At 61.1% G+C, this 26,079-nt stretch carries 19 protein-coding genes and 1 pseudogene; 10 read left to right on the plus strand and 10 right to left on the minus strand.

Annotated elements, in window-relative coordinates; genetic code table 11:
- The first annotated feature begins 52 nt into the window (after positions 1 to 52).
- Entirely contained in the window at positions 53 to 1,555 is a 1,503-nt protein-coding gene (pdxR, locus tag OCH7691_RS15290; protein WP_085884393.1) for a MocR-like pyridoxine biosynthesis transcription factor PdxR, read from the plus strand.
- 143 nt (positions 1,556 to 1,698) lie between these two features.
- Here the strand turns inward: pdxR and OCH7691_RS15295 are convergent, their stop codons facing one another.
- The 5 genes from OCH7691_RS15295 to dctP form a co-directional block, all read right to left on the minus strand.
- Complete coding sequence (locus OCH7691_RS15295) at positions 1,699 to 3,060, minus strand: phenylacetate--CoA ligase family protein (protein ID WP_176245082.1); 1,362 nt, start codon at positions 3,058 to 3,060, stop codon at positions 1,699 to 1,701.
- Entirely contained in the window at positions 3,053 to 3,829 is a 777-nt protein-coding gene (locus OCH7691_RS15300) for an enoyl-CoA hydratase/isomerase family protein (RefSeq protein WP_085884395.1), read from the minus strand. The genes OCH7691_RS15295 and OCH7691_RS15300 overlap by 8 nt, the downstream gene beginning before the upstream one ends.
- 14 nt (positions 3,830 to 3,843) lie before the next feature.
- On the minus strand, positions 3,844 to 5,172 hold the full coding sequence (locus OCH7691_RS15305) for a TRAP transporter large permease (RefSeq protein WP_139839722.1): 1,329 nt from the start codon (positions 5,170 to 5,172) through the stop codon (positions 3,844 to 3,846).
- A gap of 27 nt (positions 5,173 to 5,199) precedes the next feature.
- Positions 5,200 to 5,697 carry a TRAP transporter small permease gene (locus OCH7691_RS15310; protein ID WP_085884397.1) on the minus strand — a complete coding sequence of 166 codons (498 nt, stop codon included), beginning with the start codon at positions 5,695 to 5,697 and terminating at the stop codon, positions 5,200 to 5,202.
- 166 nt (positions 5,698 to 5,863) lie between these two features.
- Entirely contained in the window at positions 5,864 to 6,907 is a 1,044-nt protein-coding gene (dctP, locus tag OCH7691_RS15315) for a TRAP transporter substrate-binding protein DctP (RefSeq protein ID WP_085884398.1), read from the minus strand.
- A gap of 87 nt (positions 6,908 to 6,994) precedes the next feature.
- Between dctP and OCH7691_RS15320 the strand changes: the two genes are divergently transcribed.
- Positions 6,995 to 8,227 (plus strand): metal-dependent hydrolase family protein, encoded by a 1,233-nt coding sequence (locus tag OCH7691_RS15320; RefSeq protein ID WP_085884399.1) that lies wholly within the window; start codon positions 6,995 to 6,997, stop codon positions 8,225 to 8,227.
- Positions 8,228 to 8,238: 11 nt separating this feature from the next.
- Here the strand turns inward: OCH7691_RS15320 and OCH7691_RS15325 are convergent, their stop codons facing one another.
- Together OCH7691_RS15325 and OCH7691_RS15330 are read right to left on the minus strand one after the other, a co-directional pair.
- Positions 8,239 to 9,084, minus strand: a complete 846-nt coding sequence (locus tag OCH7691_RS15325; RefSeq protein WP_085884400.1) for a phytanoyl-CoA dioxygenase family protein — start codon at positions 9,082 to 9,084, stop codon at positions 8,239 to 8,241.
- Between the two features lie 83 nt (positions 9,085 to 9,167).
- Complete coding sequence (locus OCH7691_RS15330; protein ID WP_085884401.1) at positions 9,168 to 9,956, minus strand: IclR family transcriptional regulator; 789 nt, start codon at positions 9,954 to 9,956, stop codon at positions 9,168 to 9,170.
- A gap of 230 nt (positions 9,957 to 10,186) precedes the next feature.
- On the opposite strand from OCH7691_RS15330, the pseudogene OCH7691_RS15335 reads away from it, so the two are divergent.
- Positions 10,187 to 10,609, plus strand: a pseudogene (locus OCH7691_RS15335) (transposase); the annotation flags it as partial.
- 310 nt (positions 10,610 to 10,919) lie between these two features.
- Here OCH7691_RS15335 and OCH7691_RS15340 read toward each other — a convergent pair.
- Entirely contained in the window at positions 10,920 to 15,290 is a 4,371-nt protein-coding gene (locus OCH7691_RS15340) for a chemotaxis protein CheB (protein WP_085884403.1), read from the minus strand.
- A gap of 978 nt (positions 15,291 to 16,268) precedes the next feature.
- Here OCH7691_RS15340 and OCH7691_RS23770 point away from each other — a divergent pair.
- Together OCH7691_RS23770 and OCH7691_RS15345 are read left to right on the plus strand one after the other, a co-directional pair.
- Positions 16,269 to 16,403, plus strand: a complete 135-nt coding sequence (locus OCH7691_RS23770; protein ID WP_281251923.1) for a hypothetical protein — start codon at positions 16,269 to 16,271, stop codon at positions 16,401 to 16,403.
- A gap of 391 nt (positions 16,404 to 16,794) precedes the next feature.
- Positions 16,795 to 17,610: a transglutaminase-like domain-containing protein gene (locus tag OCH7691_RS15345; protein ID WP_085884404.1), complete on the plus strand. Its 816-nt coding sequence runs from the start codon at positions 16,795 to 16,797 to the stop codon at positions 17,608 to 17,610.
- Positions 17,611 to 17,803: 193 nt separating this feature from the next.
- On the opposite strand, the gene OCH7691_RS15350 is transcribed toward OCH7691_RS15345, so the two are convergent.
- Positions 17,804 to 17,962 (minus strand): DUF3309 family protein, encoded by a 159-nt coding sequence (locus OCH7691_RS15350; protein ID WP_085884405.1) that lies wholly within the window; start codon positions 17,960 to 17,962, stop codon positions 17,804 to 17,806.
- A 1,285-nt stretch (positions 17,963 to 19,247) separates the two neighbouring features.
- Between OCH7691_RS15350 and OCH7691_RS15355 the strand changes: the two genes are divergently transcribed.
- From OCH7691_RS15355 to OCH7691_RS15365, 3 genes are all read left to right on the plus strand, one after another.
- Complete coding sequence (locus OCH7691_RS15355; protein ID WP_085884499.1) at positions 19,248 to 19,556, plus strand: BON domain-containing protein; 309 nt, start codon at positions 19,248 to 19,250, stop codon at positions 19,554 to 19,556.
- A 50-nt stretch (positions 19,557 to 19,606) separates the two neighbouring features.
- Entirely contained in the window at positions 19,607 to 19,855 is a 249-nt protein-coding gene (locus tag OCH7691_RS15360) for a YMGG-like glycine zipper-containing protein (protein WP_085884406.1), read from the plus strand.
- 611 nt (positions 19,856 to 20,466) lie between these two features.
- Complete coding sequence (locus OCH7691_RS15365; RefSeq protein WP_085884407.1) at positions 20,467 to 21,711, plus strand: MFS transporter; 1,245 nt, start codon at positions 20,467 to 20,469, stop codon at positions 21,709 to 21,711.
- A 262-nt stretch (positions 21,712 to 21,973) separates the two neighbouring features.
- Here the strand turns inward: OCH7691_RS15365 and OCH7691_RS15370 are convergent, their stop codons facing one another.
- The gene (locus OCH7691_RS15370) at positions 21,974 to 22,531 is read right to left on the minus strand and encodes a sigma-70 family RNA polymerase sigma factor (protein WP_217808047.1); all 558 of its coding nucleotides are present in this window, start codon (positions 22,529 to 22,531) and stop codon (positions 21,974 to 21,976) included.
- A 956-nt stretch (positions 22,532 to 23,487) separates the two neighbouring features.
- On the opposite strand from OCH7691_RS15370, the gene OCH7691_RS15375 reads away from it, so the two are divergent.
- Both OCH7691_RS15375 and OCH7691_RS15380 read left to right on the plus strand, forming a co-directional pair.
- Complete coding sequence (locus tag OCH7691_RS15375; protein WP_085884409.1) at positions 23,488 to 23,799, plus strand: hypothetical protein; 312 nt, start codon at positions 23,488 to 23,490, stop codon at positions 23,797 to 23,799.
- Positions 23,800 to 24,357: 558 nt separating this feature from the next.
- Complete coding sequence (locus OCH7691_RS15380) at positions 24,358 to 25,587, plus strand: APC family permease (RefSeq protein ID WP_085884410.1); 1,230 nt, start codon at positions 24,358 to 24,360, stop codon at positions 25,585 to 25,587.
- The last annotated feature ends 492 nt before the right edge of the window (positions 25,588 to 26,079 follow it).

Consider the following 26,079-nt stretch of genomic DNA (forward strand, 5'->3'; position numbering starts at 1 on the left):
CAAGCGTTACGGTGACAAGTTGCACTTTCTGCAATATCGATGGGTACAGTTGATGCACCGGATCGCGAAGGATCTCCCCGTTTCCGTCGCTGCGGCGATCGGTCGCGACGAACCGCCGATGTACCAGCAGCTCTATCGGCGCATCCGTGAGGGTATCGTCGCGGGCGAGATGCGCGCCGGCCAGCGGTTGCCCTCGATCAGGGTACTGGCCGCCCAGATGGGGATCGCCCGGAACACCGTGTTGCTGGCCTATGAACAGCTCTTGGCGGAAGGTTGCGTCGAATCGCGACAGGGGTCGGGACATTTCGTCGCCGACGTCGTACCGACCGACCAGGCCGTCCGGGTGTCGGAGGACAATCCGGAACGTACGGTCTCGCAGCGACGAGTCTATCGTGACTTCGAGTTCCTCCACCCGCAATTCCGGACGGCCATACCCGTTCGCCCGTTCCGCGCCAACCTTCCGTCTCTCGATCCCGAGCATCTGAAGGCCTGGACAAGGCTGCATATCAAGGTGCTGCGCGACGCCGGCCGGACGAATACCCAGGCCCGGCTGATGGGCGAAACCGACGCCATCGGCGAACTGCGCCTGAGACAGGCGATAGCCGATCACATTTCGCTGTCGAGGGGCGTACGCTGCTCGGCCGACCAGGTGATCATCACCGCGGGCGCGCAGCACGCGATGGATATCCTGATGCGCGTGCTGGCCCGGCCGGGCGACCAGGCGTGGATCGAGGATCCCTGCTTTCTCGGGTCCCTGGCAGCCCTGCAGAGCGCGGGCGTGTCGCTGGTCCCGGTGCCGGTCGACAGCGAGGGGCTCGACGTGGCGGAAGCCCGCAGACGCGCGCCGGACGCAAGTCTCGCGATCGTCTGCCCGTCCAAGCAGTATCCGCTTGGCCACGTCATGTCGATGCAGCGGCGCCTGGCGGTCATCGAATGGGCAAACCAGACGGGCGCATGGATCCTCGAGGACGATTACGACAGCGAGTACCGTTTCGTCGGAAAACCCATCCCCTCGTTACAGGGGCTGGATGGCGGCAATCGCGTCATCTATGTCGGCACCTTCAGCAAGGTGCTGTTCCCTGCCCTGCGGATCGGCTTCATTGTCCCGCCACCGGAACTCGTCGACCCGATCGTCGCCGTACGGGCGATTTCCGGCCGGCATGGCAGTGCGATCGAACAGCAGGTTCTGGCCCGGTTCATCACCGAAGGCCATCTCGGGCGCCATATCCGGCGCATGCGGCGCCTCTACAGGACCCGGATGGAGGCTCTCCTGCACCATTCGAAACGCGAACTCGACGGCCTCCTCCGCGTCGAAGCGGCCGATTCCGGCTTGCAGACAATCGGCTGGCTCAACGAGGACGTGGACGACGAGGTTTTCTACAGGGCAGCCTCGAACCGGGGTATCGAACTGGCCAACCTCTCCCGCTATTGCATTGAAAGCAGGCGTCCGCCCGGTGTGGTCATGGGATTCGGCGCCTTCTCGGAAGAGCAGATCGCGCATTCGGTGCGCGAAACCGCCGCGCTGTTCGGCGAAGACGGAAAGCCCTTGCCGTAGCTCGAGGGACGGCAGTAGTCGGCCGCAAACGCCGGCTCGATTGCTGCCGTTAGAAAAGGAGCGTGACTGGCCCCACGCCCCCTGAGAAACGAATTGCAAAGAAACCGCCGAAATGCGCGGCACAGCCCTACGCGCGTCCCGAACTATTCGCCCGACACATCCTCCACAATTCTCGCCTTCGTGCCAGGTGGATCCTGCAACGCGCCCTTTTCCAGGGGTTCAACCTTTGCCCTGATATTGAGTCGTGCCTTCAGGGCCGTTTCAATCTGGCGCGCCGCCGCTTGGAAGTCGCCCGTCACTTCGACTTTCAAATGAAGAGGCTGCGCAGTGGAGTGCCCCTTGAAATTCTTCACTATCCGGAATTTGCCGGTCGCCACGGGCGACAGGGAATTGAGAACATCCTTCAGGGCGCTCGGGTATACGTTGATGCCCCGGACGATGAACATGTCGTCGGTTCGTCCGAGCACGCGGATCTGAGGAGACGTGCGCCCGCACGGGCAGTCCTCGCCAACCACCTCGATCAAGTCATATGATCTGAAGCGCAATAACGGCGTCGCTTCCCGTCCGAGCGCGGAATAGACAAGTTCACCGATCGCCCCGCTTGTCAGCGGTATCGGTTGCAGCGTTCCCGGGTCGACAAGTTCCGGGTGAATAAAGCCCTGACCTGTAAAATGCATACCTTGCCCGAACCGGCATTCGGCCCAGAAACCGTTCGCCAGGTCCGAGAGTCCGTACATTTCCCTTACGCTCGCGCCCCATAGGGTTTCGAGTTTGGCGCGCGTAGCGGGCACACCGCCGCCTATCTCGCTACCAACGACGATCCGTTCTATCGAAAGGTCCGAAGCTTGACCGCCCCCACTGGAGTTGCAGAACTCACCCAGATACTCAAGAAAGCTAGGCGCGCCGAAAACAGCTGCCGGCCGTTGCGCCCGAATGATCTGGATAATTCGCTCCGCGCCGCTCTCCGCCCCGACCGGAAGGAGTGACATCCCCATATAGGCAACTGCCTGGCACATCGGGAGGCCCCCAACGAACCCCTTGCTCATGGCGAAAGCGTGCAAGACAAGATTCCGCGGCCGAAAACCGGCTGCGTAGAAGCAGCGGGCTTGCATTTCCGAAACACTCTCGAGGTCGCGTTCGGTGTAGGCCATATAGGATGGCACGCCGGTTGTGCCTGAAGAGACCTGGCGCTGAACGACCGTATCCAACGGAGCCGCACAATGCTCGCCAAGCGGCGGCGAACTGGCCAGACTGTCCCGGATCTCCGCCTTGTCGGTAAAGGGAAACTCGGCCAGTTCTTCTAGGCTTTTCAGCGGACCCGCCCGCCGCCCGACTTCCTCGAACTTCCGACGATAGAACGGCGATTGTCTCGCAAGATAACTCAGCTGCTCGTTCAGTCTGTTCAGATGAAGTCGGTCAAGCTCGGTCGACCCGACCAGTTCCCATTTGCTCCAAACGTCTCCGTCCATGGGCTCACGATTTGCATAACCGCCAACGTCACTCATGCCCACGTCCACTCGCATGCCGCTGTGAGAACGCAATCGATGCCTTACCCACGGATTCCGAGCCGACGGAAACGATCTGACAGGTCGGATCGAGCGCCGGGAATACACTGTTCGCAGCCTCCTTGACCCACCCCCTTGCGGTGGTATCGGTGGCACGCAGGCGCGCAACAAGACTGGCGACTTGGATATCCAGTTCTTCCATCGAAGGAACGCACTTGTAGATCAAACCGATGGCTTCCGCTCGCTCCGCCGTAACCGCCTCGCCGGTCAAGAGAATTTCCTTGGTCTTCGACATGCCGATCTTGAACGGGAGCCGACTGGCCGCGTAGGGATCGGCTATTCCGGAACATGGCTCGGGAAAGCGGATCGTCGCGCTTTGCACAGCGATCGCGAAGTCCGCGAAAACGGCAATAATGCCGCCGGCGCCATGCGCCAGACCGTTGATCCGGGCGATAACGGTCTTGCTCATCTTCTCGATCTGCGTGAATGCATTCATCGTGGCATGCGTGAACAAGTACCCGACGCGGGCGCGGCGCTTCGGATCCTGATACATCGCGGCGAGATCTTTCAGGTCTCCACCAGAACTGAATGCCCGTTCCCTGCTTCCCGTTATGACCACGATCTCGACGGCTTCGTCCTGCTCCGCCTGGACGAGCGACCAGAACAAATCCTCATACAATTCAATGGAGAAGGCGTTCAGTCTTTCTGGTCGATCGAGCGTGATACGGGCCACACCGTCTTCGACTTCGTACTTCAGATATCGATTCATTCCGACAACCTTCTTTAGAACATTTTGCTTGGGAGCCAAGTCGACAGTACCGGAAAGTAAATGATCGCAAACAGTATCATCAACTCCAATACAATAAACGGAATCACGCCTCTAACGATGTCCGTATAACCGACCTTTCCGCCGGTTGAACTCATTACGGCAAATAAATTCATTCCAATCGGTGGGGTTATTGCAGAAATCTCTGCGAGTTTAATTATAACAATTCCAAACCATATTAAATTTATATCAAGATGAATCGCAATCGGCATCAAGAAGGGAAGAGTGAGCAACATCATGGATACTGTATCAACCACCATTCCCAGAATAATATATAGAATTGATACAATGATGATAAAGCCTATGGGCCCTATTTCCATGGCAATTATTGAACTTCCAATATAGTCGACCATCCCTGTCACAACGATAAATCTCGAAAATATCAGTCCACCAATAAGAATCGCGAATATGATGCAACTCACGGAAGCCGCCTCGGCCAACGATTGCCCGAACCAACCGGTCAATCGCCCCCGGAAGCGCCACAATGCGATCCCAGCAGCGCCGAAAGCCCCCACGGCTCCAGCGGCAGAAGGGGCAAAGAAACCCGCATAAATCCCGCCAAGGACGATCACGACCAGAAGCAGGACCCCCCAAACTCCTTTGGCTGCCTGAATCTTTTCGCGGAACGGAACTTGTTCACCAAGCTGCGGCGCAAGCTCGGGGCGCAGTCGAACGAGCACCAGCGTTCCGAAAGAGAACGCCGCGATGCTCAAGAGGCCCGGGAACACCCCTGCGAGGAAGAGTTGCCCCACGGATTGTTCTGCGACGATGGCGTATACCACCATCACGATCGACGGAGGGATCATCGCTGCGAACGTGCCCGATGCGGCGATCGAACCAACGGAGAGGCGCTTCGAATAACCCAGACGCAGCATTTCCGGAAATGCGAGTCGCGTGAACACGACGGAATTCACGACCGTCGATCCGGAGACCGCGGCAAAAACGCCGGACGCGCATATCACCGCCAGGTACATGCTGCCCCGCAACCGCCGTAGCCACAGGTCTGCGGCGTGGAACAGCTGGGTCGTGATACCCGAGCGTTGCGCGAAGACACCCATGAGGATGAACAGGGGCAACACCGCATAGCCGTAGTTGCCGGTAATGGCGAAGGGCAGGCTGCGCAACTGCCCGAATGTGAAGGCCTCGCCGAAGCCAAGCCACATTCCGGCAATCCCGGTCAGGCCCATGGCCACGGCGACGGGAACGCCGATAACCAGCATGGCAATCAATCCGCCCAGGCAACCCAGGCCAAGAACTATCGGGTCCATATCGATCCAAACGTCCAACGAGTATCAGTGAGCAACGTCATCGCCTTAGCGCCAGCATCTCGACGCGCTCCGCAGACCATCTCGCGCGGCCTGCACGACAACCATGCTGGCCCCCACGGCCAGCGCGAGGCGTCCAGGCCAGACGGGAAGCCCGATGAGCCCCTGATATACGGCCGCCTCATCGATGCTCTGCAAGAAGCCGTCCCACCCGAAGACACAGATGCCCAGATAGAAAAGTACGGAACAGAAGTGGGCGACCGTTTCGGAAACATGGCGAGGACGGGCAGACATCGTCTTGACGATCGCATCGACACGGATATGGCTTCCTTGCGACTGGGCCAGCGCCAGCGCCAGAAAGACAGAGCCAACCATGATGGTCTCCGTCAACTCATAGGCGCCGGGAACGGGCTTGCCGAGCAATGACGAGCCGAGAACATCGAATGCGCCGATCAGCATCATCGCCGCCAAACCTGCGCCGGCAACAATCGCCCCCAGCGCGTTCAGTCTGTCGGTGGTTCGCCCCAGATAATTCAGGAAGCCCATGTGCAGTTCATCCGCGCTAGTGAGAAAGTGCCGGAGGAAGTTTGACGCTCATGCCCGGGTCCTGCGGCAGTCACCAGACGGAACGCCGACCGGGCCATGGAACCCCCGGAAACAATTGCCACCCCGGCGCCGATGGACGCCGAGGCGGCAATTTGATCCTATGCCCCTATCTGGGGCTCACATTGGCGATGACGTCGTTCCAGATCTCTACGGACTTTCTGGCATCATCCCCTTTTCCCAGCGCCTCCATCTCGGCGATCCACTCACCAAAGAAATCAGGAAGCGCCTCTTTCCATGCGAGCTTTTCCTGCTCGGGCATTTCGTGGAAAGTCACACCAAGCCCTTCAAGCTTCGCCCTCGCCTCGGAGGCCGCGGCGTTCGCCTTGTCGAGGTCCAGTTTCTTCGCTTCCTCGTAGACCTCGAGAATGACGTTCTGCTGCTCGGCCGTCAGCTTTCTCCATGCGCCTTCGTTGATCCACACACCGTAGGACGGGCCGCACCACAGAGACACATCAGCCACATGGGTTGCGACCTCGTAGAGCTTGTAGGTGACCATCAGATCAATGGCGAACGGGCTCGCATCGATGACGCCGCGCGACAAGTTCTCGTAGATTTCCGGCACTGACATGCTGACCGGCGTTGCACTGACGGCTTCTGCCATCCGAGGCATGTGCTTGCCCCATGTGCGCACTTTCAGGCCGGTCATGTCCGCCACCGAGGTGATCGGTTCTTTCGAAATGGGGATATAGGGATTGATGATGTGCATCGAAATCAATCGAATCCCGTTTGCCGCCTGCTCCATTCGATAAGCCGGCACCTCTTCGACGAGCCGGTCCATCAGAACCTGGGCCTGCTTCGGGCCGTCGATGGCCATCGGAAGAGAATTCGGAGCGGTGTGGAACGGCAATTGAGCCGGGAAATAGGCTGGCGAGAAGGCCGCCATATCCATCGCCTGGTTCTTCAGCAGCGAGAGGTTCTCGGAGGACTTTCCCAAACCCTCCGACCAGAAGATCTTGATCTCGACCTCTCCATTCGTCCGCTCAAGAATTTGTTGAGCCGCCCATGCATCGACCTCTGAACTAAGCGTTTGAGCCGATAGTTGATGATTCATCCGCAGAACAACTTTTGCGGAAATCGGATGACTTCCCAGAACCACAACCATGGCAACAAGAAGACCACACAGGCCTCTTGCCCCTGTTTTATTTATCATTACTCTCTACGCCTCTCTCTGTTAGGGTTGACATGATCTCTTGTTTTTTGTATTCACCACATTTCTACTGACAATGGAGTAAACACAATGATGATTCTGGAGAATTGCAGAATTCTTGACGTCTCCGACTCGTCTCTGTCTGATGAGATCAGTATAATTATCGAAGACGGACGATTTTCCAGAATCGAATCGAATAGAAACAGCAACACTACATCTGATGTAGTAGATCTTGGCGGCCGGGTTGTAATGCCGGGAATGATCGACGCGCATGTACATGTGGTTGGAGTTGCCAAGACTTTCTCGGAGAACCAGAATTGGCCAATGTCATTGATTACGGCAAAGGCGATACCGATTCTGGAGAACATGCTTCGCCGCGGCTTCACGACAGTGAGGGACGCCGGCGGCGCCGACTGGGGATTGGCCCGCGCCGTCGAGTCCGGGCTTGTTACCGGGCCGAGGATTTTCTTTTCCGGCAAAGCCATCACCCAGACGGGCGGCCATGCCGACATGCGATCGCTGACCGACTCCTTCGTCGGATGCCACTGCTGCCAGCTGCCCGGAAGTCTGGGACGCATCGTCGACGGCGTCCCGGAACTTCGTCGCGCCATTCGAGACGAATTCCGGAAAGGAGCCACGCAGATCAAGCTCTTCGCTTCCGGCGGCGCATTTTCTTCACACGATCCGATAACCAACGCCCAGTTCTCCATGGAAGAATTGACTGCGGCCGTCGAGGAAGCCTTCATTGCGCGAACCTATGTCATGGCCCACGCCTTTCCGGACATCGCGATAGACCGCGCGGTGCGCGCCGGCATCCGCTCGATCGAGCATGGCTGCTACATCACTCCGGACACCGCCAGGAGAATGGCCGATAAGGGCGCTTTCCTTGTTCCGACCCTGGCCGTATTCGACGCCTACAAGGAGGAGGGAGAGGCGCAACATTACCCCCAGGGAACGATAGACCGCAGCACCGAGCTTCTGGATCGCAGCCGCGATGCGATCGCAATCGGCCAAGACGCGGGAGTGCCGATCTGCTTTGGCAGCGACGTCACAGGACCCTTTCATGGGCGCCAATCCCGCGAGATCTTTCTTCGAAGCGAATTCATGAGTCCGTCCGAAGTTCTCCGAAGCGCGACTGTGACAAATGCGGAGATGATGATGCTGGCAGGCGATCTCGGCGTAATCACCCCGGGCGCGATCGCCGATCTCCTGGTGCTCAACACCAACCCCCTGGACGACATTTCATGTCTGTATGCTCCGGGTGAGGATGGATATCCTCGCGGCATCGACATGGTCATGAAGGACGGCCGCTTCATTGCTTGAAGTTGCCCCATTCAATCGACGGCAGATGTTCGCGGCGATTGGGCCGAATCCGGCCATACGACCGGGAAGAGCTCACAATCCAACGGGCCACCGGGCTGTATGTCGGGGTCGTACAGCATTTTCTGGATGTTCGGCCTCGGGTCGTAGACGATATCGTCGCCGCACCAACGAGAGACATATGCCCGGCGCCGCAAGCTCGAACTGGTGTTGCCCGGCGCCCCATGCAGGGTCAGCCCGTGATGGATCGTGCAGTCTCCTGGCTCCAAGTCGAAATGGACGATATCGAGCGTGTCCCGCATGGACTCCACGTCCGGAACCCCGGGCAGGTCCTGCCCTTGGTACGTCGCTTCGCCGGTGAAACTCTCAGGGCGATAGCGATGGTTCCAGAGGTGAGAGCCCTTGACATATTCGACCGCCCCGTTGGCCAGGGAGACATTGTCCAGCGCGAGCCACAGGGTGCAGACCTGATGTCCCTTGATCGGCCAGTACGTCGCGTCGTGATGCCACAACGTCCCGGTGCTCGTTCCGGGCTCCTTTATCAGGATCTGGTCGAACAACATGTTCACCTTCTCGGCCCCGAAGAGGCTCGCGGCGATCTCGCCCGACGGGCTGTCGAAGATGAATGCTTCAAAGTCCTCGATGTTCTTCCAGACGAATGTATCTGAGAAAAACTCTCCCGTACCGCCACGGTTAACGTCGCGTTTCAGCTTCCCGGGTCGGGCGATGTCCTTCTGAATAGCCTCGCGCAGATACTCGACCCATTCTGCGTCGAACATTTTCCGCAAACAGACGACCCCGTCTTCGCGGTAAGCCGCAATTTCTTGCTCTGTGATTGCTCTGATCGGCTTCTTGTTCATAATATTCTAGATACCTCTTGATCATTCTGATCTGACGTGTCCGAGCATCCGGCCGACCACTTGATCGACATCATCTCGTCGTTTCAGGTCGTCTCCGGAAAGCTGTTTGGTGCCGTCTTCAACGTCAGGGGACTGGCGCTCAACCGGGCAGCACTGTCGACGACCATGCGGCAAGCATCATCCAGTCGCGCCCCACGCAGCCGGGAATTGATTGCGGAACAGGTGATCGACGCAATCGGACTGCCTTTCGGATCAAGAATCGGCGCGGCCACCGCGATCATCTCAGGGATGATGAGACCATCGACATAGGCGAACCCGGACCGCCGCGCGTCGGTCACCATTTCCAGTATCTTCTCGATCGAATAACTGGGGTAACCCTGAAGGGCGTCTTCGTTCTGGGTCAGGATGCTGTCTATGGCGTCATCATCCATTGCAGCCAGTATCGCCAAGCTGCCCGCGCCGACCCCCAATGGCCTTCGGCTGCCAACCTGCAGACTGGAAGGCTTGAGCGGATAGCTGCCCTCCTCCCTCGCCATGCAAACCGCACCTTGGCCGACCCTGACCATCAACAACGCAACATCCAGGGTCACGTCGACAATCGCCTTGAGTTCCGGCTGAACTGCATGGACCAGGTCAAACTGACGGTTTGCCGCATTGCCGATCATCCACGCCTCGGCGCCGAGGGAATATCGGCGGTCAGTCGATCGCTGCACCAATCCCTCTTTCACCAGACCACCGAGCAATCTGTGGATGGTCGCCTTATGAATTCCTGATTGCGCCGCGAGGTCGACCAATCGAAGAGGCTGCCCGGCGTCGGCCAGCGAACGCAGCAATGTGACAGCGCGGGATATGGTCTGCGTTTCTTGAGACACAACAAAATCTCATTGAATGAAACTTTTTATTCAAAAAATATTATTTAAAGAAACTTGAGCGGCGTCAACCTCGAATCCACCCGTTTGTTCAGACGCTCGGCTCAATTGCCAGCCACCGTCGGCCCGCTCCGGCTCATCGCTACTTTTGCGGGGAACGAAATCAGGTCTGAGTGAGACCGGAAAACTCCTCCAAGGAATTGATAGAGTCCGTCATCGAAGGAGACGGACGTATGAAGCGCAGTCAGTTCACGGAAGAACAGATCATCGGAATTCTGCCGGAGCACGAAGCCGGGACGCAGACGGCGGACGTTTGCCGCCGCCACGCGGTCAGCGAAGCGACCTTCTACAAGTGGAACTCGAAGTACGGCGGCCTGGAGGTGTCGGAGGCCAAACGGCTGAAGGTGCTGGCAGCGGATCGTTCGTCGGCGCGCTACCGCCCGCGACGGCCGGACGACGGCGAAATCCGGACGCGGCTGCGCGAGTTGTCGCGGCTGCGCCGGCGGTTCGGCTACCGGCGCCACCATCTATTGCTGGCCCGGGAGGGCCTTGTCATGAACCAGAAGAAGCCGCGGCGGTTGTACGCCGAGGAACAGCTCCAGATCCGGCGCCGGGGTGGCCGCAAGAGGGCCTTGGGGACGCTGGCGCCGATGACGAAGTCGAGCGGATCTAAACTCGCTTCCGGAGTCGGACAGGTGACTGGGGCTTTCGTCTGCTTCTCCGAATGCCTGCACCCGTATGCGGGTGCCAAGTTTGGCAGGCAAACAAAAATGCCTGCCTCCAGTATGTCGCTTCGCGCGCCGGTCGCGATCGTTGCCCTATTTCAATCACCTGCCCCACTTTGAACGCGGGATGATTTCTTGCGCATCGCAGAGCGGCAGCGGTCGGTGGAGATCGGAAGCACGGGGAACAGGATAACCTGCCTCAGTGAAGCGCCCCCCCCCCGGGGAGCTATTCCAGGCATGGTTAGCCGGCGGCGGGCCTCGCAGCCACCGCCAAGCGAACGAGGTCGGGCAGCGAGCGCGCCTCCATCTTGTCCATTACCGTCGCGCGATGATTTTCTACGGTGCGCTGGCTGATGCCGAGGTCGGCGGCAATATTCTTGTTGGCGACCCCGGCCAGTACCATGTCCATGACCTGGCGCTGTCGGGGCGTTAACCCCGCCACACGGGCCGCCGCCTCGTCGTGCCAGCTTGCGAGCCTGGCGGTATCCTTCGATAACTCGAGCGCGCGGTCGATGCGGGCAAGCAGTTCGTCACGGCCAACCGGCTTTTCCAGATAGTCCATGGCCCCGCCCTTCATCGCCGCAACTGCCACCGATACATCGCCGCTGCCCGTGAAAATGATCGTCGGCAACCGATGCCCGGCGGTGCGAAGCCGGTGCAGCAACTCCAGTCCGCTCATCCCGGGCATGTTGGCATCCAGCAACAGGCAACCCGGACGCCCCGGTCGATAGGCGTCCAGGAACGCCTCGCCGTACCCATAGGTTTCCACGATCCGGCGATCGTCCTCGAGCATGGCCCGCAGGTCGTCGCGGATGTGGCTATCATCGTCAACAACGTAGATGACCGGCTGTGATCGCTCCTCGTCCATGTCGGCCTGACGCTCTGGCGCATGCACGCGCGACGGTGGCAGCATACCCGCGATCGCCCGCAGCAAGTGCGCCGACCTGACCGGCTTGTTGAGCTGCAGGCACCGCAGGCTTGCGATCGCCCGCAAGGTACCTGCGGAAATGTCGCCGGTGATGATGATCGTCGGAACGTCGCGATGCAGAATCGCTCGCAAACCCGTCGCGACCTGCAATCCGGTCATGCCGTTCGGCAGATTATAGTCGGTCAGCAGCAAATCGGGCTGGATCGCGCCGTGCTCAGCCATGTCCAGCGCCTCAAGGCCATCCAAGGCTACTGTCGGGTGATAACCATGGTCCGCGAGCAGGGCTCTCAGCAGCTCCCGCACGTGCGGATCGTCTTCGACAATGAGAATTTCACCCCGGCGCGCAACGTCCGACGCCATGCCGTCGTCCGTGCCACCGGGGCTCGACAGGGGCTGCGGCGCTATCCCGGCCGGCGGCAGGCCGATCTCGATGGCAAAGACCGAGCCCTCGCCATATCTCGAGCGCACGCGGACCTTGTGTCCCAGCATATGACCGAGGCGCCGGACGATCGAAAGCCCTAGTCCAAGCCCCCGACTGCGTTCGCGCGCAGCGTTGTCGATCTGGTGATACTCATCGAAGATCGAGCCGAGGTGTTCGTCGGGAATGCCGATGCCGGTATCCCACACCTCGACGCTCAACATACCTGCATACCGGCGGCAGCCGATCAGCACCCCGCCCTTCCTGGTGTATTTGAATGCATTGGAAAGCAGGTTGAGCAGCATCTGTTCGAGCAGGTGCGGGTCACTGTATACAACAGCGCTGCAGTCAACGGCCCGCAGCCTGAGACCGTGGGATTCGGCATGGTAGCCGAATTCATCGCGCAGCCGGGCAAGCAGTTCGCCGATCGAGAAAGCGGAATAATCCGCACGCACGGTGCCGGAATCGATCTCGTTGATGTCGAGCAGCGTATTGAGCATGCCGGACATCGCCCCCAGCGTCAGGTCGAACAACGCGAGCAGCCGCTGCGGCTCATCTCCCTCGACCTTGCGGACGAGCATCCCGTGCAACAAGGACAGCGACTGCAACGGCTGGCGTAAATCGTGGCTCGCCGCGCCGAGAAAGCGCGATTTCGCAATATTCGCCTGATCCGCTTCCCGGCGCGCCTCTTCGAGCCCTGCCGCGGCGCGCTTGCGCTCCGTTATGTCGGTAAAAGTGACAACCACGCCCCCGACGCTGCCGTCCTGCGTACGATAAGGTTGCACGCGGCGGGCATACCAGGTGGTGCCGATGACCTCTACTTCGCACTCGATCGCTGCGAGTGTGCTCAGAACGGCCCGGGAATCAGCCAGCAGTGTTTCGTCGACCGCAAGCGTCCTCAGGTCGGCCAAGGGCCGTCCGACATCGCCGGGAATGATGCTGAAGATCGCCCGCACGGCCGGCGTGAAGTAGCGTATGCGAAGGTCTCGATCGAGGAACAGGGTCGCCACGTTCGTGCTGGTCAGCACGTTCTGCAGGTCATTCGCGGTGGTGCGCTGCTGCTCCAGCGTCTCCTGCAGTTGACTGTTGAGCGCCGTCAGCTCTTCGTTCAGCGACTGCAGCTCTTCCTTCGACGTCAGCAACTCTTCGTTGGTCGTCTGCAATTCCTCGTTGAGCGACCGCGCTTGATCGGCGAGTGCATTCTGCTCTGCATTCGCAGTCTCGAGGCTGTCGATCGCGCCTTCCAGCTCGATCCTGGTTGCCGACAGCTCGCGTTCGAGTTCGGCAACGCCGGCCGCGTCCCCCGGCGTTTCAGGCTGGCCGCGCCTCGGCGGCGGCCGCGGCTTGTCGACGAAGCAGACGAGGAACAGATCGTCGCCCTCGTTCCGGACCGGCTCGACGGAAATCTGGTAGTCCACGGTCTTGCCGTCGCGCTGCATGCGGCCGCCGTCAACGACGACCTGTATGTTCTGCTCACCCGAACGATGGATGGCTGACCGCAGCGCGGTTCGCAAACCCGCACGGGCCATGGCAAGCAGGTCGTTGGACAGTTGTTCCGGCGCCACGCGCAGATAGCGCTCTGTCGGTCCGACCGAGGACAGGCACTGGTGCGCGCGGTCGATCAGGATCGCGGCCGGTGCATGGCTCTCCAGGACCAGGCGCTGACAAAGGCTGGCGAGTGCCGATTGGCGCACCGCCGGCGACCTGGCCCCGGGGTGGAACGGTGCCTGCACGCCCTGGCTCAGCGCAACGGCGAGCGTACCCGGACGGCCGTGACCAGCATGGCGGAAAATTCGATCCACCTTTGACAATGGCTCGAACCGACCATCATCGGCAGTGCCGATCGATTCCGACTTGCCGAGGATGAGCGTGCCGTCCTTGCGCAGCGCGAAGTCGAGAATCGCGATCATTCTCGCCTGCGCTTCCGGGCGCAGGTAGATCAACAGATTGCGGCATGACACCATATCCAGCCGCGAGAACGGCGGATCGGCCAGCACGTCCTGCACGGTGAACACCACCATCGCGCGTAGCTCAGGCACGATCCGATAACCCCGATCCTCCTTGGTGAAGAACCGCTCGAGCCGCGCCGGCGATACGTCGGCCGCTATGGTCAAGGGGTAGATACCATCGCGGGCGCTGGCGATCGCATCGGGATCGATGTCCGACCCGAAGACCTGCAACTTGATGTTGCGCCCGGCCGCCGCGATTTGTTCGAAAATGAGTATGGCAAGCGAATAGGCTTCTTCGCCACTGCTGCAGCCGACGACCCAGATCCGCAGCGGCCGATCGGCCGGATGGTCCCGGACCAGATCCGGGATGACCTCGTTCGCCAGGACCTCGAACACCTCGGGGTCCCGGAAGAAGCCGGTCACATGGATGAGCAGGTCTTTCACGAGCATGTCGAGTTCGGCCGGATCGTTGCCCAACATCTCGATGTAGCGGTGCATGTCGTTGCCGGCATCCGCAGCCAGCGCCAGACGCCGCTGTATCCGGCGCTGCAGCGTACCGGGCTTGTAAAACGTGAAATCGTGAGAGGATTTCATGCGCAGCAGTTCGACGATCTCTGGCAGCCATTCGCTCGTTTCGTCCGCAGGCGGCTTGCCGCCGCGCGTCGTCGGCGGCGGTTTGCCGCGCGCATGTCCCGTCAGCGCCGCCGGGATTCTCGCCACCGGCAGTACGAGGTCGACCGCGCCCGTAGCGATGGCACTGTGCGGCATGCCGTCGAAGTCGGCCTCCCCGGGGTCCTGCGCGACGACGAGCCCGCCGGCATCGCGAACCGCCACGAGGCCGAGACTGCCATCGGAGCCGGAACCGGAAAGCACGACACAGATGGCGCGCTCGGCAAGGTCCACCGCCAGCGAGTGCAGCAGGAAATCAAACGGCAGGCGGGCGCCATGCCGGGCCTGCGGTTGCGACAGGTGCAGGATTCCGTCGACGACGGATAGATAGGTGCCCGGTGGAATGGCATAGAGATGCTCGGGCTCGATCGCCATCCCGTCGGTGACCTGACGTACCGTCATCGACGTGTGGCCGGACAACAGTTCCACCAACATGCTCTTGTGGGTCGGATCGAGGTGCTGCACGAATACGAACGCCATGCCGTGACCGGCCGGCAGCGCGTCCAGCAGCCTGCGACAGGCATCCAGGCCACCCGCGGAAGCACCGATTGCAACGACTGGAAAGCTGCCCACGGCGCGCGAAACGGCGACATGTCGGTCGGATTTCGATCGGACGGCCTTGCCCCGCACAGTGCGACCCGTAGGCATTTGATTTTCCCTTCGGGAACGATGGCTCGCGTAGGGAACGACGCATTGGCAACGATCCGCAGCGTCTGTCTGGATTCCTGCAGTACAATGCGACAATGCAGGAATGTAGCAGGAAAGTCTGGGTTTAAGTAGCTTTCGCACCTGTCCGCGTCGATCCGCGTGGCGTCAGGGATGTCGGGCTGAACTGCTGCCGGTTCCGTGGACTCCGAGACAGCCTGTTTCCCGGAACGGGCGGCAAAGGACGCACGCACGGAAACTCAGCTGGCAGTACAAGCCTGAAGCGATGACGTCGGGGTGCGAACGCGGCGTCAATACCGCGCGGGCGGCGACACGGCGGCTTGTGGTTGCGGGGCGAATTCAACGGGTTCGCGGCACCCTTGCTGCCCGGCCGATTTGCGGACTGGACATCTGGCACCCCGCACTGGACCCAGCCGCCATGATCGGCGGCGCGCTATTGGCGCTTTTCGGCAAGCGCAGCACTGAGCGCCGTGTTTCTTCGCGCGTCGGCGCGGGTACCCGCCGGGCGCCCCCCCGACGAGGCATGCGTATGCCGAACGTCCGGGACATCATGCGGGCGACCCGGCGGCCGCCTCGAAGGCAAGGTCACACTGATGCCTGCCAGGTTCCCGTGGCGACGATCGAAATGGCTGCGTAACAGGGCGGCAACATCACCGATCGTGGTGCTGGGTGCGACATTGACGAGGAATACGTCGCTGTCAAAAACGAGCCTCAATCGATTGCGATACGTCCGGCCTGCGATACCCATCGGAATTCTCCCCTTCCAACATTGCCAACGCTCAGGCTAGCCGCTTGCCAATGCGATCCGAAAGGTTCGGAAACTACCCAGATTCGGAGGCGGTCGCCCAGCCCGCCCGCAGTGTCCGGTCGAAAGGTCCATATAGGTAGATTCCGACGTTTCCGCGGCCGGCGTCGATCGCCGATACTTCCGATCGGATTGGCCCGCACAGGAATATCGCCGTGATTCGTCTGATGACAGATGTTGTCGAGCAGGTACCTGATGTTTCCGGACATGTTTCTTTTGCGGCGTTTTCTGCTCTCTACCTGTCCGTCACCGCCGCGTGGCTCTGGCTGCTGAACCTGGTATTCGTATAGCTGTTTGTCGCGCCGGGAGCACAAGTCGCCATGACGAACGTTTGAGGAACTCGATCAACAATTGCGGCCCCATGCGCATTGGTTTGTCGTCAGCGATCGCTCGAACGTCGCCCCGCCGCCGCCGCCGGGTATCTGCATCGCGGAAGGAAACGACAATCATGGCAACGACGTCGTTGCCATTTACGCCAGGCGCGGCGCACCCGGCGAGTAACGGGAATGGACACTGCGCAATGTCCGGGATTTCCCGCCCCTTTCCGTCGGACCATCGGGCCGGGCAAGCACACATGGTCAAAGGGCTTTGCCCGCGACCTGATGGAACTCGGGCATCACGTCAAGCGCTATGGAATTCGTCCGGAAAGCTTGAACATGGTCTTGCGAGGGTCACGAAAGCATGAAATTCCGGATCGGCTATGAATTGAAATACGAGTTTCCGGATCCGACGCCGGTTATCCTGATGTTGAGTGTTCATTTCACTCGGGCGTCCGATCTCGAAATGCCCGATCACATCCTGCTCGACCCGCCTGTTCCCGTCTCCGGCTATCGCGACATTTATGGCAACTGGTGCAGCCGGCTACTCGCCCCGGCCGGCCATATGCGGATCTCCGGCGATTTCATTGTGCGAGACAATGGCCTGCCTGATTCCGTAGCACGCGACGCGAAGCAAGTTCCGGTTGAAGAGCTTCCGGAAGAGGCGCTGGTTTTCCTGTTGCCGAGCCGGTTCTGCGACAGCGATCGGTTGCTCGATCTGGCCTGGACGCTTTTCGGAACGGCAAAGCCGGACTGGGAGCGTGTCCAGGCGATTTGTGACTTCGTGCATCGGCACATCGCGTTCGGCTACGAGCACGCGCGCGCTACCCGGACCGCATCGGAAGCATATCAGGAAGGTCGGGGGGTGTGTCGCGACTACGCCCACTTGGGCGTGGCGTTCTGCCGCGCCTTGAACATCCCTGCCCGCTATTGCACCGGATACCTGAGCGACGTCGGGACTGCGCCGCCATATCCGCCCGGTGATTTTGCCGCCTGGTTCGAGGCCTATCTGGATGGGCACTGGCATATGTTCGACCCGCGGAACAACATGCCCCGCATCGGCCGGATCCTGCTGGCGCGCGGCCGCGACGCAGCGGATGTCGCCATCACGACGACGTTTGGCCCCAATACCCTCGAGAGTTTTCGCGTCTGGACCGATGAGATCACCGGAGCGGCCTGATGCACCCCGGTTCCACTCGGTCCAGCCAAGCCCGCCGGTCAGGCAGACCACCGGTGAGTTCCGACCGTTTGTCAACCTGGCCGTTGTGCGGCCAGCCACGAAAACGGGTCGGCGGTCCTTCGACCTGACCGCCACCCCGTCTTCATTGCGCGGTCGGTTACACGCGCTTGCGGTCAATGGTCCGACCGTCGCGTTACAGCCGGCCGGTAAAGACCAGGAAGATCACCACGACGAGCAGGATTCCCACACCGCCACTCGGGAAATAGCCCCAGTTCGCGCTGTGGCCCCATGTCGGCAGCACGCCGAGCAGGACCAGGACCAGGACGACCAGCAATATGGTGCTAAGGCTCATGTGCGTTCTCCACTGGGGCCGTGTGTCTGGGATCGGGTGTCAGCAGGTACCAACCTCCGCGATGAGACCGGGAGGACATCTTCCCGCGCGGTAGGCCCGTTCACGATTGGCTCCTGATATCGGCAGTCTCGAAGCGAACGAAGTGCCTGGCGCTATTCCTTCAAGGTGTTCTTGATAGCGTTCTCCGCGACGTCAGTGGCAATCCGGCCCTGGCCTTCCAGGGTGTTGCGCTTGCCCTCATTCGCCATCTTGGCATCACCGCGCGCCTTGCCTGCAGAGCAAAAGCATCCTTGATGGTGCTCTTGGCCTGCTTGACCGTGTTCTCGATGCGATCCTTGTCCATGGTGAAATCCCTGTATGTGTCGTTCTGTTACGCACGCACTGTCGCAGCCAGCGACGGCGCGAGGCACCGGTGTCAAGCCGCGACAGCCAAGCCCTGAGCGGGACTGCTCGACGGCGAAACCATGCGCGAGTTCACGGGAACGGTGCCTTCAAGGTCTGTTCTGGCAGTCATGAACGGCGCGATTGCTTGTACGCCCATCAGACGCGCGGCCGACTTCCGGCCGAACCAAGGCAGCATAGGCGCCGGTGAACCCGGCGCGCCACGCTCGGATTCTACTCAGACATATCTGGTCAGGTTTCACAGTACCGGGCGTCCAGCCTAGTTGCCTGGCTCCGTCTCGCGCCGCGAAAGCATTTCGCCGGCGACAAGATCACGCTGCTCCGGGTCACGAAACCGGCGATACTCGCCCGAACTGGCGCCCGCCACACCCGCAGGGATCCGATCATGGCCGAGGGCTGCGATCGGCAGGAAACGAAACTTGCGATCCGGTGATGGTCGTTCGGCAATGCCCGCCGACGGTCGCGTATCCAGTGTGGACACGCCGGCAGGCGCTCGAAAGTACACCCATCTGATGCCCCGTTGGCGGCACCCGAAAGTCGAAAAGGCCGCATGGACGGGCGGGTAGGTAGTTTCCGATCCTATCGCGAGGATCACGTCGCTCTATATGCTGTAACTCGTCCTCTAACAGATTTGCCTACGATGCAGTCTGCTGCCTCTCCGGTGGTCACCGAGACAAGGTGTCGAGCGGAGCCGGACGCAGGCCGATGCAGCGACAGCGGACTCGGCCAGAGGTCAAGATCGAGGCGATACAGCCGGATTGCGACGGCGGGATACGCTCGGCGCAGGCAGCGCAAGATCTTCAGAATTGCCCCGGAACGTGCAGCGCAGGTGCAGCCTGCCGAGACCGCGATCATCTTCACACAACGCAATCGAGGAAACCAGATGAACAGACATCTCAGTATGCCGGCCATCGCGCTCGCGTCCGTGCTCGCGTTCACCGCTTGTGCCGAAACAAGTAACAACGAGAGCGCCGGTGCGTATCTCGACGATTCCGCGATCACCGGCAAGGTCAAGTCAGCGATCTTGCAGGACCCGGCGCTGAAGGTGTTGCAGATCGATGTAACGACCTACAAGAACGTCGTCCAGCTGAGCGGATTCGTTGATACGCCGGAAATGGTCACACAAGCCGGCGTGGTCGCGAAGTCAGTGAACGGCGTAGTTTCAGTAAAGAACGATCTTATCGTGAAGTAGCCAATTTTGGCGCCTCTTGCGCGCCGCAAACGTTCACACGGAGACAGATCATGAAACGCATTCTTCTCACCACCACACTCCTGTTATCGGCGCTGGGCATGGCGGCCTGTGGCAACACGACCGGAGACCGCGCCCTTAGCGGCGGTGCGATCGGGGCGGGTGGCGGTGCGGCGGCCGGCCTGCTGCTCGGCGATCCCATTACCGGCGCACTCATCGGCGGTGCGATCGGTGCCGGCGCCGGTGCCCTCACCGATCCTGACCAGATCGATCTCGGGACGCCCATCTGGCGGCGAAATTAACCGATCCCGTCAATCAATCATCACGTTCCGAGAAGCGCGAACAAGATCGCCCATCTGCGCAAGGCCCGCAACGAGACCGGAGGGCGTTGCCCTGGCCAGCATGGCGATCGAACTGGAAGCCGGCCCGGCCAAGGCAGACGCGACCGATCATCTCGAAACGCGCGGCACTTAATGGCGCCAATCCTGATTTCCTTCGACAGAACCGAGAACCGCGCAACACTGCCGCTGCAACCTATGGGCATGTGGCCGGCTGCATGATGCGCGAACACCGGCCAAATCCGCTTTCTCGTTCGCGGCGTTCATTTTTGGACGCCGACACTCGATCACTCACTGTTTGGCAATATTCCGTGCAAGGTCGCATGCCCTTGTTGAAATCCAATGCTCGGCATCGCGAATAAGGCCGTTGTTCCTGTCCGTCGACACTTGAACTAAGCTTTCGGCATGTCTGCGTGTATCCACCAACGGCCTGCTTCCGGCATTTCCGCGGGCATGCTCAGAATTTGATCCCAAATGGCGGCGAAGAGCGACGATCCGGTCAGGCTACGTGACGTAATCCACGCCCGTGGGGAACACTTTCACGTCGTCGATCCGGCCAGTGTTGCGTCGAGACGATGAGCCTCAAGCGCCAGCCGGGCGTCCACTACGCCTGGGTGATTGCCGGAACGGCAATGCTCGTGGTGTTGTGCGTGATCGGCCTGGCGCGTTTCTCATTCGGAATGATCCTGCCGGGAATGGCGGCGGACCTGGCTCTCGACTATCGCGAACAGGGAATCCTTGGGACAAGCTACTTCCTCGGATACCTCTCGATCGTCGCGCCAATGCCATGGCTGGCGCCGAGGCTGGGCCCCAGGCGTCTGTGTGTCTGGGGCATGGCCCTGGTGGCCCTCAGCCTGCTGGCGATGTCCCTGGTGCGGGACTACACCTTGTTGTCGGCGAGCTACTTCATCACCGGCCTCGGCAGTGGCGCCGCCTTCATCGGGGCCATGACCCTGCCGTCATACTGGTTCCATCCCTCGCACCGGGCTCGGGCCGCGGGCGTGGCCACCGCCGGTGCCGGGGTCGCGATCCTGTTCTCGGGGCTGATCGTGCCGCATACGAGCGGCGCATTCGGCTTTGCCTCCTGGCAGATCATCTGGTTGATGTTCGCCTGCCTGACGGGATCGTTCTTCCTGATGGCCCTGGTGTTGCTGCGGAATCGGCCGGAAGAGATCGGGCTGACCCCCTTCGGGCGACCGAACGGGAGCCGCGGCGCGGCGTCTGACCTGCCGCCGAAGCCCATCCGGAGCGGGCCGATCCTCCTCCGCCTCGGCGCGATCTATGCGCTGTTTGCCGTCACCATGATCACCTACATGACGTTCATCGTGACGACGATGATCGATGAACTGTCGGTCCCCAGGGCCACCGCCGGCGTGCTGTGGTCGGTTGTCGGCGGGCTCAGTATTCTCTCGGGCCCGCTGTTCGGGAACGTATCGGACCGATGGGGCCATCGCGCGGGCATCGTCTCGGCCCTGGCCGCCCAGGCTGTTGCCTATGCCCTGATCGCCGCTGGAACGGGTATGATCGGGCTCCTGGCCTCGGTCCTGCTATTCGGCCTCTCGGCCTGGAGCCTCCCGACGATCGTTTCGGCAGCCGCGGGCGATTATTTCGGCCCGGAGAGGGCGGCCGGCGTCTTCGCCATCCTCACGCTGGTCTTCGCGGCGGGCCAGGTGCTTGGTCCGGCCGGCGCCGGTTTCCTCGCCGACTGGACCGGCGGTTTCGCACTCGCCTACGGGATAGCGACCGGCCTGAATTGCGTGGCGATCATCCTCTGCCTGTCACTGCGGCCGCCTGCCGGCTCGACCGCCGCGACCCATTGAGATGCGTCCGGGACAGGCGCGCTACCCGTTCAGGGAGCGCGTGGCAAATTCCCTCGGCCGATATCCTGCGTGCGGACATTGGCGATAGTGGCAGCGCGGCGAAGCTGCGGATGACCTCGCGGGCTGAGAATGGCAGTGCTTGAAAGGGTCTGGGCTCATACACCGATGGTAGCGGCCCCTGCTCGGACCGGCCACCAACCTGGCGGGTCAACGCAGTTCACCGAACTTGGGCCGTTCGACAACTCGCATGATTTGGCATTGTTCAGGCGTAGGCCGCGACGGGCATGGACGCTCGCCGACCGACTTTCTTCGCCGTTCGGTCGGCAACCGCTGTTTCGACGCTCGGGTCCAGCAGCTTGCGCAGGGTTTCCCGGGCGCGCGACAGCCGCGAACGAATCGTGCCGATCGGCAGTTTGAGGATCTGGGCAGCCTCTTGGTAGCTCGCCCCCTGGGCCCCGACCAGCATCAATATGACCTGGCTGTCCCGGGGCAGCTTCATCAGCACCCGCCGGAAGTCGCGGATCTCAAGACGCCGTTCCTGAACCGGCGCGCACGGGGGACCGTCGCGCCATTCCAGGTACTCGACCTCGGTGCCGCGACGCGCCCGGCGACGGCAGCCGTTCACAAAAATGCTGTGCATGATCTTGAAGAGCCAGGCGCGCAGGTTGGTGCCGGGCTGAAACTGCTCGATCCGTCCGACAGCTCGTTCGAGACAATCCTGCACGAGATCATCAGCTTCCGCGGCGCGGTGGGTCAGCGACCAGGCGAAACGCCGGAGATGTGGGAGATATTGAACAAGCTCTTGGGTTTCGATAGCCACTTTATTCTCCAAAGTAATCAGCCCACCTTGTCGAGCGTGTCGAACGGGCTCCATTTTCGTTTTCGGATCGGTACTTGACGGGATTTCAGATCTAACTTCGGGCCGGATCAGCAACAGCCCTACGGCATTGAAACTTGAAACATCGAAGCGAAAAGATGCCACAAGACCCCCGGGATACGTCAGACTCGGATTCTACTCAGAAGTCGCGCGCCGGCCCGTCAGAAGGCATTCCCACATGGACGTCCTGATACTCACCGATATCCGCGGTATTCTGCCGGAATGAGTGACAGCCGCTTTGAACTCCGCCGCGCTCCACTTGAAATCATTCGTCACGGCGCATGGCTCCATGTCCGCTTCACTTTGCGTTAAGCGAGACGTGGAGGATCTATTGGCGGAGCAGGGTCTGGAAATTTCCTGTGAGTGCGCAGGATGCCGGCTCCTCAGGTTTGGCGCATCTATCGCCATGAACTTGCGCCGCATGCGGCCCGCACCGAACGATTTCCGGCAACCCGACGAAAAGATCATCGCTACCCGCGAGCGGCGTCACTGGTTAGGGGCAGCTGTCGACAATGCAGGTGAGGTCCTGGATTTCTTCGTGCGATCAAGGCAGCACGCCAAGGCCCCATTGAAGCCACATCGGCCCCATTGACCGCCGGGCCGGGCAGGGAAACTTTCCGGGGGCCATAGCGCCCGGCCTCATTGAAGCTCTTTGCGGTCTCCCAGGTTCCAGCTAGAATCTTCCTTTCCGGCCCCTTTCCGCGCTTCAGCCTCGTCGTAAGCTTCGTGCCCCCTGATACGGGCGGTTGGCGGAAGGGAGCCGCCTCCGTCGGCAGGGTCAGGAATCCGGCCCGGCGTGGGCACCCCGGTTGGGACAATACCATCAAGCGGCAATAAGGACCGTTCAAGGAATTCGTCGAAATCGCGCCTTCCGTCCTGCCCCCAGCGGCGCCGAGGCGGTGAAGGAACGGCTCGAGGCGCTGGACCGGCAGAAGAAGGCGCTGCAGGCGGAGATCGAGGCGGCACCGGCCAGGAGCCCGCGCTTCCATCCCAACCTCTCGAAGCTCTACGCGGAGAAAGTCGCGGCACTCCAGGCCTCGCTCGGAGCGCCCGACCTCCGGGACGAGGCGACCACAATCCTGCGCTCGCTGATCGAGACGGTCGTGCTCCGCCGCGACGGCGAGGGCCTAGAGGTCGCGCTCTCGGGCGACCTGGTGGCGATGCTGGGACCTGGCGGGGGATCCCAGACGCAAACAGGCCGCATCCGGTGAGGATACGGCCTGTTCGATCAAGGTGGTTGCGGGGGCGCGCAACCAACGAGAGTTGATACTGCACGCGGTGATCTGAATGACGCGAAATGGCCCCGGGCTCAAAGATTCCGGCGATTCATCCCCGCGCGTGCGGGGAACAGAGGAGTACTCCCGGTGCTAAAACTGAATAGCCCCGAGTTTTCCAGACGCCCTCGGTGCTCATCTCCGGCTGCCGTTCGCATTCGACGGGCGCCAGCAGCACGTTCTGACGCATGTGGACTTGTCCGGATCTGGTGGAGAGCGTTTAGCTCACTTTGCGTGCCCTGCGCTCGAACCCGTCAACGCCGGGACTGGCGAGATCACCTGATCCCCAACCTATCGCCGCCGATATAACAAAGGTCCCGATCGGATCCATTGCTGTCGCCCCCGCCTTACGCCAGTGGCCTAGTTTCACGCCGCCCCTCGGCTTAGTGTTGCTATGCGGTTGAGGCCGGCAGCCGGAAACCGCCCGGCTTGGCGAGCCAGGCTGTGGGACCAGTCAATTAGTGTTGATTTCGCTTCAGGAAAGGACACCGCCGTATGGGCGACCAAACGGACAAGCACAGCGAGCGAGCATTGCTGCGTGTGCTCGGGTTGCCGTTGCTCATCCTGTATGGCGTCGGCGTGACCGTCGGGGCCGGCATTTTCGTCATGATCGGCACCGTGGTCGGACTTGCCGGTCCACGAGCACCGCTCGCCTTTCTGTCCGCCGCCGCTATCGCCGGTGTGACAGCGATCTGTTACGCCACCCTCTCACGCGGGTTTCCTAGGGCTGCGGGTGCGTCTCTCTACGTCAAAGCGGCGTTCGGCCGTGGTGTCGGACTGCCCGTCGGGATCGGCGTTGCATTGACCGGCATCGTTTCGAGCGCGACCATCATTGTCGGTTTCACTGGCTATGTGGCGGAGCTCATCGCGATCCCGCATTCTGTTACGGTGCTCGTTTCAGTTGCGGCTATCGGCCTTCTCGTTCAGCGGGGTGTCAAGGAAAGTGTGGGCGTGGCGGCCGTGATTACCATCGTGGAAATCGGCATTCTGCTCGCTCTGATCGTCGCCGGTATGCCGCAGCTGGTTTCCATCGAGCCGTGGACGGCCGCGTTCGGAACAGGCAGCGTACTGCCCGTCTCGGGTATCGTGACCGCAGCGGTACTGGCCTTCTTCGCCTTCATAGGCTTCGAGGATATCGTCAATATGGCCGAGGAAACGGTCAATCCCGACCGCGTCATGGGCAAGGCGATCCTCGGCACGCTGGCCGTCACCACCACGCTGTACGTCTTGCTCGCATTGATTGCCATTGGCGCACCCGACACCGATGCGCTGGCGCGCAGTTCCGCCCCACTAGCCGCAATGTGGACACAACTGACGGGACTGTCGAGCACATGGCTGTCGACAATGGCCCTGATCGCGGTCATCAATGGTGTGATTGTCCAGGTAATCATGGCGAGCCGTCTGCTCTATGGCATGGCCCGCGAAGATATGATGCCCGCCCTGCTCGGCCGTATCGGCACTCGGCGCACGCCTTTCGTGGCGATCTGGCTTGTCGCCACACTGGTCGCGGCGCTGGCGCTCGCCTTCCCGATTGCGACGCTGGCACGGGCCACGACGACATTGACGCTGCTGGTCTTCGCGTCCGTCAACCTTTCGCTCGTGGTGCTCGGCACCAGGGCAGGTGCGGGCCCGATGCACAGCCGCCGCTGGATCGGCATTCTGGGTTTTGCACTGACTTGCGGGCTTGCCTTGCGCGAACTCCTGGTCTTTTTCGGCGCGCTCTAGGGCGATTGGCCCTTATCGGCCAAGATCCTGCCGTGGGGCAATCATGGCGCAATGATTTCCGAGGACCCAGACGAGTGGCCAGTGGTCTTGTCACCAAACAACTCTCAGCAACAATCACGGCAGCTTGCCTCGACAATCAAACTCAAACCTCTTCCGCAATAGACCCAGACCGGAAATCTTCTTCTCGCGAGTTCTCGAAACATGCACGCACGCCGGCCGGAACCCAGCCCCTGATCCCAGGGATCAGTCAGGCCGGACGGAAAACCAGACTGCGGGACGTTCAAAGCGACTTCTGTATGGGCCTCCGCGGGGCCTGGTCGTCCGTCATCGGCGGCTTCGGCAAGCACTCTGTCAGGCCAAGACTCGTCCCGCGACAAAGCGAGAGTTACCTCACATCACCATCTGCCTCGCGTCGCCGACGATGTTGCATCACGCAACCACTCCCGTGTCCTGCACACTCGAATTCGGAAGCGCCGTTGCTCGTCCTTGCTG

This window comes from Oceanibacterium hippocampi (assembly GCF_900172325.1).
GTDB classification, from domain to species: domain Bacteria; phylum Pseudomonadota; class Alphaproteobacteria; order Sneathiellales; family Sneathiellaceae; genus Oceanibacterium; species Oceanibacterium hippocampi.